Annotated in this window: 6 protein-coding genes; 4 read left to right on the forward strand and 2 right to left on the reverse strand. The window is 59.4% G+C overall.

The annotated features are described in order from the left end of the window. Positions 1 to 7 precede the first annotated feature (7 nt). Both pvdN and pvdO read left to right on the forward strand, forming a co-directional pair. On the forward strand, positions 8 to 1276 hold the full coding sequence (pvdN, locus tag JMV15_RS24480; RefSeq protein WP_038450448.1) for a pyoverdine-tailoring periplasmic protein PvdN: 1269 nt from the start codon (positions 8 to 10) through the stop codon (positions 1274 to 1276). Between the two features lie 29 nt (positions 1277 to 1305). Then, complete coding sequence (pvdO, locus tag JMV15_RS24485; protein WP_014718817.1) at positions 1306 to 2178, forward strand: dihydropyoverdine dehydrogenase; 873 nt, start codon at positions 1306 to 1308, stop codon at positions 2176 to 2178. 50 nt (positions 2179 to 2228) lie between these two features. Here pvdO and JMV15_RS24490 read toward each other — a convergent pair whose 3' ends face one another. Continuing rightward, positions 2229 to 3056: a N(5)-hydroxyornithine transformylase PvdF gene (locus tag JMV15_RS24490; protein ID WP_038450451.1), complete on the reverse strand. Its 828-nt coding sequence runs from the start codon at positions 3054 to 3056 to the stop codon at positions 2229 to 2231. A gap of 202 nt (positions 3057 to 3258) precedes the next feature. Between JMV15_RS24490 and JMV15_RS24495 the strand changes: the two genes are divergently transcribed. Then, complete coding sequence (locus tag JMV15_RS24495) at positions 3259 to 4911, forward strand: cyclic peptide export ABC transporter (RefSeq protein WP_014718819.1); 1653 nt, start codon at positions 3259 to 3261, stop codon at positions 4909 to 4911. Between the two features lie 118 nt (positions 4912 to 5029). After that, a complete protein-coding gene (locus JMV15_RS24500; RefSeq protein ID WP_014718820.1) occupies positions 5030 to 7462 on the forward strand; it encodes a TonB-dependent siderophore receptor in 2433 nt (810 codons plus the stop codon). A gap of 125 nt (positions 7463 to 7587) precedes the next feature. Here the strand turns inward: JMV15_RS24500 and JMV15_RS24505 are convergent. Next, positions 7588 to 12380, reverse strand: a 4793-nt coding sequence (locus tag JMV15_RS24505; protein ID WP_201491944.1) for an amino acid adenylation domain-containing protein, incomplete at its 5' end; no start/stop codon positions are given.

Consider the following 12380-nt stretch of genomic DNA (forward strand, 5'->3'; position numbering starts at 1 on the left):
TAAGTCCATGACCGACCGCCGTACATTTCTCAAGCAGGCCGGCGTCTTTGCCGCGAGCCTGCCGCTGGGCACCGCGTTGCTGCCTCAGGCAGTCGCCGCCGCCACGAACGACCCATGGACGGGATTGAAACAACTGTTCAACCAGGACCCCAATTACCTGCATTTTTCCAATTTCCTGGTGGCCTCGCACCCCAGGCCCGTGCGCGAGGCCATCGAACGCTACCGCCAACAGATCGACCGCAACCCTGGCCTGGCCATGGACTGGGACCTGCAGGAAACCTGGAAGCGTGAGGGCCAGGTACGCGAGTGGGCCGGCCGCTACCTGAACGCCACGCCAGCGCAGATCGCCCTGACCGGCAGCACGTCCGAAGGGCTGGCGATGATCTATGGCGGGATCAAGGTGCGCGCCGACCAGGAAATCCTCACCACGGTGCATGAGCATTACGCTACCGAGTTCAGCCTGGACTTCCGGGTACGCAAGGAGCAGACCCAGGTTCGCAAGATACGCCTGTTCAAAACCCCCAATCAGGTCTCGGCCGATGAAGTGCTGGGCAATATCCAGCGCAACATTCGCCCCAACACCCGTGTACTGGGCATGACCTGGGTGCAATCCGGCAGCGGCGTAAAACTGCCCATCGGTGAGATCGGCAAGCTGGTGGACGAACACAACCGCAACCGCGACGAGCCGGACCGACTGCTTTATATCGTCGATGGTGTGCACGGCTTCGGCGTGGAAGACCTCGACTTCCCCGCTATGCACTGCGACTTCTTCATCGCTGGCACCCACAAGTGGATGTTCGGCCCGCGGGGCACCGGCCTGGTGTGCGCCCGCGAGACCGAAAACCAATACGTCACGCCGATGATTCCGACCTTCTCCGAAGACAAAAACTTCGCCACGACCATGACGCCAGGCGGCTACCACGCCTTCGAACATCGCTGGGCCGCCGACGAAGCCTTCAAGTTGCACCTGCAACTGGGCAAGGCAGCGGTGCAGGCACGCATCCATGCCCTCAACACCGAACTCAAGGACCAACTGCTGGCCCACCCGCAGATCGAACTGGTCACGCCGCGCAGCCCCGAGCTGTCAGCAGGTTTCACCTTCTTTCGGGTCAAGAACCAGGACAGCGATGCCGTCGCGGCCTACCTGATGAAAAACCGCGTGGTGGTGGACGCGGTGGACCGTGACGTTGGCCCGGTGATTCGCACCTCGCCGGGCCTGCTTAACAACTCCGATGAGATCCAGCGCTTCATGACCCTGCTGAGCCAGCGGTTATGACCCCTTTTCCCTTTGAACGAGACGCCTCCATGACGCCATCCCGACTCAAACCGCTCACCGCACTGGCACTCACCGCCCTGTGCGGCGCCCTGCTGCCCGGCCTGGCCCATGCCGCCGCCCCACAACCGGGCAAGGTCTTCAAAGACTGCAAGGACTGCCCGGAAATGGTGGTGCTGCCCGCCGGCACCTTCACCATGGGTACCCCGGAAGACGAAGTGGGCCGCGAGCCCGACGAAGGCCCCATGCATGCCGTGACCTTCGCCAAGCCGTTCGCCATGAGCCGCTTCCACATCACCGCCGGCGAATGGGACAGCTACGTGCGCCAGACCGGAGTCAAGATCGCCAATGGCGACGACCGCCCCGGCCGCGAATGCATCGCCAGCAAGCCGCGCTACCCCCAGGGGCCACGTCAGCCGGCGGTGTGCATGGACATGGACGACATCAAGCAGTACGTGAGCTGGCTGTCGAAGAAGACCGGGCACACGTACCAGATGGTCAGCGAAGCCCAACGCGAATACGCCGCCCGCGCCGGCACCACCGGCCCGTTCCCCTTCCCGTTCGACGAAGGCAAGGGCTACAGCATCGCCCAGCACGCCAACACCTACGGCCCGGCGGACGGCTACAGCTATTCGTCGCCCGTGGGCAGCTACCCACCGAATGCCTTTGGCATGTATGACATGCACGGCAATGTGTATGAGCGGGTGGCTGATTGCGAGCATCCGAACTACGTCGGCGCGCCAACTGATGGCAGTGCCTGGGTGGAGCCCAACTGCGAGGCCTACCAGATTCGCGGCAATGACTGGGGCGAGGCGCCGGTGTTTTCACGCTCGGGCAATCGCAACAACATCTACCCGCAAACACGGGGGGATTGGATTGGGTTCCGGGTAGTACGCGAACTCTAATACCTTGTAGGAGCGAGGGGACGCCTAGTTCTTGCTCGCTCCTACAGGGTTCAGCCTTGTTTGGCCAACAGCTCCAAGCCTTCATGCAATGCCGGGAACAGGCTGTTGTTGAAGTTGTTCCAGCGCAGCTCAAGGATGGTGTCCTCCGGCGAAATCTCGGTCTTGAGCACGTCGTGGAACACCTCTCCCGAGTCGATGCCGTTATCCACGTAGTGGAATGACGCACCGGTCCAATACAACGGCTCGCACGCCTGAGTCGCCTTGGTTGCCCAGTCGGTAATCGCCTGCCCACGTGCGCCGTACAGCGCATTCCAGGTGGCGTACGCCCCACGGCGTTCGTAAGGCGACTCGAGGCGGGTGATGCCCGGATGAATGTTCATGATGCGCCGTGCAAACGGCGCACCCGGGCGCACCAGTTCGTCGAGGATCACCAGCAAACCATCCAGCACCACGATGTCAGCCTTCAACTCCACCAGGGTGTCATGCAGCCGACGCTCGAAATCCTGCTTGCCGGCGACATGTTCGGCGCTGCCCCCTGGCAGGCGACGATAGGTCGACGGCACGCTGAGCAGCAGGTCATTGACCAACGTGCCTTGCACACGCAAATCCGCCGGGTACAACCACTGGCGACCCGGCTGGTAAGCAAAGCCATAGTCCGCCACCAACTGCTGGTCCCGCGGGTTGTGCTCATCGTCGTCATACACCACGCCTACGAGGTTGTAAGCCTCGCCCAGCGACGTGTCGTTGAGCGAGCCCACCAGAAACTCCAGCACCGATTTCATATAGCGCTCGTGGTCTTTATAGGCCACCGGTTGCCCCGCCTTGTCGGCGGCGGCGTTTCTCAGGGACCAGACATACACCAGGTTCTTTTTCGTCATGTGTTTCGCTCTCGCTCAAAGGGCCACGCACGGCATTGATACACGTGCGCCTACAGAACAAGAACGAACCAGGCCCCGGGCAATTTATCGCCCACTGCCACCGCCCGGCACGCCGCGCTAAATAGTCACGCCACAGCTTCGTTTGTCATGGGTAAGGGTCTGTGTGCCCAGCCCCCTCTTTTTCACTTTCCGGGAAGTATTTATGACCGACCCCAAGCGCGGCGCCTTCAAAGGTTTGCTCGCATTGCTCAGGCCCTTTCGCACCATCGTGACGGTGTCCGTCGCCCTTGGCATGGCGGGCGGCCTGGCCATTACCTTGCTGTTGGCGACGATTAACAATGCCCTGCATTCGGCGGGGGGCATGACCCAGGGTGTGGTGTTGACCTTCGCCGCATTGTGCGTGGTGGCGCTGGTCAGCTCGATTATTTCCGACATCGGCACCAACTACGTCGGGCAACGGATCATTGCCGCCCTGCGCAAGGACCTGGGTGAAAAAGTGCTGTCAGCGCCCATCGGGCAGATCGAGCAATATCGCTCTCACCGCCTGATCCCGGTGCTGACCCACGACGTGGACACCATCAGCGATTTTTCCTTTGCCTTCACGCCCCTGGCCATCGCCGCCACCGTTACCCTGGGATGCCTGGGTTACCTGGCTTACCTGTCCGTGCCGATGTTCCTGATGATGGTGGTCGCAATCATCATCGGCAGCGCCGTGCAATTCATCGCCGGTGGCAAAGGCATTCAGGGCTTCGATCTGGCCCGCAGCCACGAAGATGAATTGCAGCGTTACTACAATGCGATTGCTTCTGGCGCCAAGGAACTGCGCATGCACCGCCCGCGGCGGTTTCGCATGAACACCCACCGCATCCAGGAAACCGCAGACCGCATCAGCGATATCCAGGTGCGTTCGGTCAACATCTATATCCTGGCCAAGACCTTTGGCTCGATGCTGTTCTTCGTGGTCATCGGCCTGGCCCTGGCGATGCAGGCCTACAATCCCAACCCCGATCCCACCGTGATTACCGGCTTCGTGCTGGTACTGCTGTATATGAAAGGCCCGCTGGAACACCTGCTGGGCTATTTGCCCGTCGTTGGCAAGGCGAAGATTGCCTTTGGGCGCATCAGCGAACTGTCGGAACGTTTTTCTTCGCCCGAGCCCCACTTGTTGATGGACGACAGTGAAGCGCCGAAGCCTGTGGTCAACAGCCTCGAACTGCGCGGCGTCAGCTACAGCCCGCCAGCGGTTGAAGGCAGCCAACCGTTCCACCTGGGGCCGATCAACCTGAGCATCAAACAAGGCGATATCGTGTTTGTCGTCGGCGAGAACGGCAGCGGCAAGACCACCCTGATCAAATTGCTGCTGGGCCTGTATCCGCCTCAGGCGGGTGAGATCCTGCTCAACGGTACAGCGGTGACCGACCCAGCGCGCGATGATTATCGCCAGTTGTTCACCACGGTGTTTTCCGACTATTACCTGTTCGATGACCTGGTACAAGGCAGCGCCACCCAGTCCCTGGACAGCGCCACCCAATACCTTGAGCGCCTGGAAATCGCGCACAAGGTCAGCGTCAAGGACGGTGTGTTCAGCACCACTGACCTGTCCACCGGCCAACGCAAGCGCCTGGCCCTGGTCAATGCCTGGCTGGAGGAGCGCCCGGTACTGGTATTCGACGAATGGGCCGCCGACCAGGACCCGGCCTTCCGCCGCATCTTCTACACCGAGCTGCTGCCGGACCTCAAACGCCTGGGCAAGACCATCATCGTGATCAGCCACGACGACCGTTATTTCGACATCGCCGATCATTTGGTGCGCCTGCGCGCCGGTCAGGTGGTGCATGAGATGGAGCCTGCATGAAGTACCGGAATAATTTTTTCCGGTTTTGCGAAGTAGGAACGTCTCACTAGTGGTAATGAGAACTAAACTCAATAAACACTTAGAATTGCCCACTTAAAACATAGAAGAGAAAGCATCCATGCCAGCACGACTCGGTCTCAGCCCCCTGAGCAAAGCGCTATCCATGCGCCGGGCCCTGAACATCAACCTCTTGCCCAGTACCCTGGCGTTGGCTGTGTCGATGCCGATTGCAGGCTATGTGCAGGCCCAGGAGATCGAGTTGAATATTCCTGCACAGTCGCTGGGGAGCGCACTGCAGGAATTTGGCCGCCAGACCAATGTGCAGGTGCTCTACAGCCCGGGCGATGTGCAGGGCAAGAACAGCCCCGCCGTCAAGGGCAAGATGCAGCCGCAGCAGGCCATAGCTGCATTGCTGGCCGGTAGCCAGACTACCTATAACCTCAATGGCAATACCTTGACCGTCACTGCTGCTGGTAGCGGTGGCGGGCTGGAGCTGAGCCCGACGCAAGTCACTGGCAACATGCTGGGTAACGTCACCGAGAATACCGGCTCCTATACGCCAGGCTCGATTGCCACCGCAACGCGCCTGGTCCTGACGCCCAAGGAAACCCCGCAATCGGTGACCGTCGTCACACGTCAGCACATGGACGACTTTGGCCTGAACAGTGTCGACGACGTGATGCGCCACACGCCGGGCATTACCGTTTCAGCCTTCGATACCGAGCGCAGCAACTACTATGCTCGTGGTTTCTCTATCAACAACTTCCAATATGACGGGATCCCTTCCACCGCACGCAACGTGGCTTACTCGGCGGGGAACACGCTGAGCGACATGGCGATCTACGACCGTGTTGAAGTACTCAAGGGCGCGACTGGCCTGCTGACCGGTGCTGGTTCACTGGGGGCCACTATCAACCTGGTACGCAAAAAGCCGACCTCTGAGTTCCAAGGTCATGCCACGCTGGGTGCCGGTTCGTGGGACAACTACCGCAGCGAGTTGGATGTGAGTGGCCCGCTGACCGAGACCGGCAATATCCGTGGCCGGGCCGTCGCCGCCTATCAGGACAAACACTCGTTCATGGACCGCTACGAGCGCAAAAGCCCGACTTACTACGGCATCATGGAGTTCGACCTGTCTCCCGATACCCTGCTGACAGTCGGCGGCGATTATCAGGACAGCCTGCCGAAAGGCTCATCCTGGTCGGGCAGTTTCCCATTGATCGACGCCCAGGGTAATCGCAACGACGTCAAGCGCTCGTTCAACAACGCGGCCGACTGGAGCAGTTGGGAGCAATACACCCGCACCGTCTTCGCCATGTTGGAGCACGACCTGGGGGATGGCTGGATAACCAAACTGCAACTGGATCACAAGATCAACGGCTACCACGCACTCATGGGTTCCATTCAGGGTGACACCCCGGGATTGGATGGTAAGTCACAGCTGACTTCGGGCAAATACACCGGTGAAACCGTCAGTGACTCCGCCGATCTGTATGTAAGCGGCCCCTTCAGCCTGGGAGGCAGGGAGCATGAACTGGTATTCGGCGGTTCCATCAGCGCTTCGGAATGGAATGGCAATGGCTACTGGAACCTCGCCCCCAACCTGGTGGACTTCAATAACTGGCACGGCAACGCACCGCAACCTGATTGGGGCAAACCACAATCGAAAATCGACGACACCGTCCGCCAGACCGGCATGTACATGACAACACGGCTGAACCTTGCTGACGACCTGAAGCTGCTGCTCGGTGGCCGGGTAGTCAACTACACGGTGACCGGCTACAACCCTACCTATCGCGAGTCAGGACGCTTCGTACCTTATGTCGGTGCGGTGTACGACCTGAATGACACCTACTCGGTTTACGCCAGCTACACCGATATTTTCATGCCCCAGGAAAGCTATAACCGCGACAGGGACAACAAGCTGCTTGAGCCGGACGAAGGCCAGAATTGGGAGCTGGGTGTAAAGGCCGACTTCCTGGATGGTCGTGTAAACGCCAGTGCGGCCTACTTCGAGATCCATGAAGACAACCGTTCCGTTTCGGACGATGACTACAACAACTTGAAACCTACCCCCTCGAACTACGCGTTCAAAGGCACCCAGGCCGTGACGAAGGGGTACGAGCTGGAGATGTCCGGCGAACTGGCTCCGGGCTGGCAGCTCCAGGCTGGCTATACCCACAAGATTGTGCGTGACGACAAAGACGTCAAGATTTCCACTTTCGAACCCGAAGACCAGGTCAGCCTGTACACCACTTACAAGCTCAAGGGTAATCTTGACAAGTTGACCGTTGGCGGTGGCGCTCGCTGGCAGAGCGTTGGCTGGCAGAATATCTATAACTCTCCCCGTGGTGGCTACGAGGAGTTCTCTCAAGAAGCGTACTGGTTGGTGGACCTGATGACCCGTTATCAATTCACTAAAAACGTGTCGGCGACGCTGAACATCAACAACGTTTTCGACAAGTCCTATTACACCAACATCGGCTTCTACAATTCTGCCGCTTATGGTGAACCCCGTAACTTCATGCTCAGCACTCGCTGGGACTTCTAAAGCAGGATCAGACGCCCCGAGGCAATGACTGCCCGGGGCGGTTTGTTTGTCCGAATTATAGATAGGGCCATAAAAAAGCCCCCAGTCGCTCAAGGTGACTGGGGGCTTTTCATATTGGCCTCTGGTCAGCTCATCGCGGCAGCGAAGCTATGGACGAACTCTGCGTTATCGATTAATCGGTCATGGCTGGTCTCGATCAACACTGAGCGCTCGATCGTTGATTGCACTGCAACTTCCAGCATGCTCGCCTCAATCAATTGATGATGTACCCCAGTACGACTCAAGGTCGCCCACCAGCAACTTATCGGTGCCTTGATCGCCTTGAAGTCGGCATCGTGCAGGCGCTGCCCGAGAATGCGGTCAACCTCCCAGGAAATCTGCGCTTCGTGGCCACTGAGCAACTCATCCTTGAGCTCGCCAAAACGCGAGCCCAGGGTTTCCTCGGCCCAGTGGCTGAATGCAGTCCATTGCTCGCCTTCTGCAGCCTCTAAGCATTGCAGCTCGGACCAGTGGGCATGAATCTGCTGGGAGAACTCAGGGAACATCACCTCCAACAGTTCCACACGCCGTTCATTGGCAGAAATATCTCTTTCGTCAACCATCACCGCCGTATCCCAAAACGGCTTGACCCACTGCGGCGGGGATGCGTCGATCCAGCCAACACACTCGACCTGTCGGCCCGCCTGCTCCAGGCCATAGGCGACTTCCATCGCCAGGTTGCCCCCCAGCGACCAACCGGCCAAACGGAACGGACCCTCGGGCTGAGCCTTCAACAATTGCGTCGTGTAGTCCTCGACCATTGCAGCCCAGGCTGGCACCTCGCTGCCCTCCTCGGCCAAGGCGCGACACATCACCCCCATCACCGGCCTGTGCTCACGCAACGCAAGGGCAATCGCCTTGTAACAATGCACCGAGCCATAGCTGGGATGGAACAGGTACAACGGTGTTCCACGGCTTTGACTGTTGAGCCTCACGATCAACGAACTGCCAGCGCTTCCCTCAAGGCAAGCCGCCTGCCCTGCGACGCTCGGATTGAGCATCAACTGACTCACCGACAGCTCCACGCCAACAGCTTTGCGGATGCGCTCCTTGAGCATCAGGACCAGCAACGAATGCCCGCCCAACTCGAAGAAGTTATCTTCGACACTCACCTGCTCAAGCTCCAGGACTTCGCGCCAAATGGCTACAAGTGCTTGCTCCAGCGTATTGCGCGCTGCGACGAAGTGCCGTTCGTGCAAGTTTGAATCCGGCGCAGGCAATGCCTTGCGATCCAGTTTGCCGTTGGGGCTCAGTGGCATATGGTCCAGCAGTACCCACTGCGCAGGCACCATGTAGTCCGGCACATGTGCCAATAAATGAGTGCTCAGTGCATCACGCCAGGCGAGTGTCGAATCCTGCAGCACCACATACCCAACGAGATACTTGCCTTCATGCACTTGCACCGAGGCGTCGCGCACCAGTGGATGCTCCAGCAAGCGCGCCTCGATCTCACCCAGCTCTATGCGCAAACCGCGTAGTTTTACTTGATGATCCAGGCGCCCAATGTATTCGATCACGCCATCCCTGCGCTGTCGCACCCGGTCGCCGGTACGATACAACCGCGTGCCAGGCTGGAACGGGCACGGTACAAACCGCTCTGCGGTCAGGCTGGGACGTCGATGGTAACTGCGTGCCAGCCCGACGCCCCCCAGGTACAACTCGCCCGCAACGCCCACCGCGACTGGCTGCAACTGCGCATCCAGCACGTAAGTGCGCAGATTGGAAATGGGTCTGCCAATCGGCACGCTGTCACGATGCTCATCGACGCACGTCCAGTGAGTCACATCAATCGCAGCCTCAGTCGGTCCATACAGGTTGAACAAGCCTGTATTCGGCAGCTCGGCGAATACGTGTTGCTGCACCCCCACCGGCAAGGCTTCGCCACTACAGATGATACGACGCAACCCCTGACAGCTGGCCACCTGTGAATCCTGCAGGAATGCGTGCAGCATGGAAGGCACGAAATGCAGGGTGGTCACTTGGTGCCGATTGATCAACTCCACCAACTTCGATGGATCTCGATGATCTCCAGGAGCCGCTACCACCAGCCGTGCACCGGTCATCAAGGGCCAGAAAAACTCCCATACCGATACGTCAAAACTGAACGGTGTCTTTTGCAACACCGTATCTTCGGCGCCGAGCGTATAAGCCTGTTGCATCCATAGCAGCCGATTGGTCAACGCACAGTGGCGGTTACCCGCCCCTTTCGGCTGGCCGGTGGAACCGGAGGTGTAAATGACGTAAGCGAGATTTTCCGCGTCTACGGCCACATCAGGATCGGTATCGGCATACTCGCTCAGCCAGTGATCGTCGGGCTCGACCACCAGACAGTGCGAGGGCGCGCTGACCGGTAAGGCCTGTAACAAATGCGCCTGCGTCAGCAGCAGCGGTACGTTGCTGTCTTGCAGCATGTAGGCCAGGCGTTCGCGCGGGTAGTCCGGGTCCAGCGGCACATAGGCGCCACCTGCCTTAAGCACAGCCAGAAGTGCTACCACCATTTCAATGGAGCGTTCCATCGCCACACCTACCAACACATCAGGCGCGACACCGGCCTGGATCAAGCGGTGCGCCAATCGATTGGCTCGTGCATTCAACTGCGTATAACTCAGTGTCTGAGCGCCAAACACCAAAGCCTGGGCATTCGGTGTGCGCCGCACTTGCGCTTCGATCTGCCTCTGCACGCTGTCTTCCAACCGATAATCCTGCGCCGTGTCGTTCCACTGTTCGACTATCACCTGATGCTCAAGAGGTTCCAATAGCGGTAGCTGAGCGACACGTTGGTGAGGGTCATCCAACATGGCCTGCAACAGGTTCTGCCAATGGCGCGCCATGCGATTGGGCGTGGCGGCATCGAACAGGTCGGTCGCATAAGTCAGGGTTGCCCATAGCCCATCGACGGTTTCCTGTGTGTCCAGGCTCAAATCGAACTGAGCGGTTTGCGTGCCCCACTCCAAGCTTTCAATCCTCAGGTCGGGTAGTTGCTGGCTCGTACTGGCTAGACGCGCTTGACTCTGATGATTGAAAAGCACCTGAAACAACGGATTGCGGCTCAAGCTGCGTTCAGGTTGCAGGGCTTCGACCAATTGCTCGAACGGCAAGTCCTGATGGCTTTGGGCGTCCAACGCCCGGTGCTTGGCCTGCTGCAACAGCTGGGTGACCGTCAGCTGCGCATCGAAATCGCCCTTTAGCACTTGGGTGTTGACGAAAAAACCTACCAGGCGCTCGGTTTCGACCCGGTTACGATTGGCAATAGGCACACCCACGCGAATATCCTGCTGCCCGCTGTAGCGGTGCAGTAGAGCCTGGAACGACGCCAACAAAACAATGAACAGCGTGACATCCTCACGCTGCGCCAGGGCCTTGAGCCCCTCCACTAATGCCGGTGCAAGCTTGATCTCCAGGCTTGCACCACGAAAGCTCTGCACCGAAGGTCGCGGCCGATCAAGGGGTAGCTCCAACACTGACGGCTCACCGCCAAGCAGAGCCTGCCAGTAACCCATTTGCCGATCGCGTTCACCACCCGTCATCCAGTCACGCTGCCACTGGGCATAGTCAGCATATTGAATCGGCAATGCCGGCAGTTGCAGGTCCTGGCCCTGGCTGTAGGCGGCATAAAGTTGCACCAACTCATCCACCATCACCTGCATTGACCAGCCATCGGAAACGATATGGTGCTGCACGAGCACCAACACATGGTCGTCTTCGGCCAGGCGCAACAAGGTTACGCGCAGCAACGGCCCTTGCTGCAGATCGAAAGGTTGCGCGATCTCGGTCTCTACCCGACGCTGCATGTCCGCCTCATTGACCTGCTCATGAAGGATGGCCACAGTGCCGTTTTCACGGATTATCTGGAAGGCCTGCCCTTCGTCCTGATGTACCTGCGTTCGCAGGCTTTCATGACGGGCTACCAGACTGTCGAAACTGCGTTGCAAAGCCGCATGATCCAGCCAGCCACGCAAGCGCAAGGTGCTGGGTACATGGTAGGCCGCACTGTGCGGATCCAATTGCCAGAGAAACCACTGGCGCTCCTGGGCATAAGACAGCGCCAACGGCTGTTGACGGCTGACCGGCAGGATCTGAAGCACACTTGCCTGTGATTCATGGGAGTTGCACAGGGTCTCGACAAACCCCTGCAGTCGCGGTTGCTCAAACATTGTTCTGAGGGGTACTTCCCGACCCAACAGTTGACGCAGGCGCGAAATTACCTGCATCGCCAATAATGAATGCCCCCCCGATTCAAAAAAGTGATCGGCCAGACCGACACGCTCCACGCCCAGGATCTGGGCCCAGATGGCCGCCACCTGTTGCTCCAACTCGCTCTCGGGCGCCACATACACCTGCTGCATCTGACTCACATCCGGCAGCGGCAAGCCCTTGCGGTCGAGCTTGCCGTTGGGGGTCAGCGGCATACGCTCAAGGAACATCAAATGCGTCGGCACCATGTAGTCCGGCAAGCGGGTTTTCAAGGCGCGCCGCAAGGTTTCGCGACCGGTGGATTGAGCGACAGCATCATCCAGGAGCGTCCGGTCCAGTGGTACGACATAGGCCACCAGTTGCTTACCGGTCGGCCCCTCTTGGGCGACAACCACGGTTTCACCGACACTGGCTTGCTCACGCAAGCGCGCTTCGATTTCCCCCAGTTCGATACGGAAACCGCGGATCTTCACCTGATGGTCCACACGCCCCAGGTAATCCACTACGCCATCCGGACGCCCGCGGGTAAGGTCGCCGCTGCGATATACGCGACTGCCGGGCTTGCCGAACGGGTCCGGCACGAAGCGTTCGGCGGTTAACGCCGGACGCTCCAGATAACCCCGGGCCACGCCCTCGCCGCCCAGGTACAACTCGCCGGCCACGCCGATGGGTTGCAGGTTCAGTT

This window comes from Pseudomonas paracarnis, from assembly GCF_904063055.1.
Classification (GTDB): Bacteria; Pseudomonadota; Gammaproteobacteria; order Pseudomonadales; family Pseudomonadaceae; genus Aquipseudomonas; species Aquipseudomonas paracarnis.

Bases quoted from the DNA above. Each gene is read 5' to 3' on its own strand.
- JMV15_RS24490 (WP_038450451.1), bottom strand. From the start codon at position 3,056: ATGACGAAAAAGAACCTGGTGTATGTCTGGTCCCTGAGAAACGCCGCC.
- JMV15_RS24495 (WP_014718819.1), top strand. From the start codon at position 3,259: ATGACCGACCCCAAGCGCGGCGCCTTCAAAGGTTTGCTCGCATTGCTC.
- JMV15_RS24500 (WP_014718820.1), top strand. From the start codon at position 5,030: ATGCCAGCACGACTCGGTCTCAGCCCCCTGAGCAAAGCGCTATCCATG.
- pvdO (WP_014718817.1), top strand. From the start codon at position 1,306: ATGACGCCATCCCGACTCAAACCGCTCACCGCACTGGCACTCACCGCC.
- pvdN (WP_038450448.1), top strand. From the start codon at position 8: ATGACCGACCGCCGTACATTTCTCAAGCAGGCCGGCGTCTTTGCCGCG.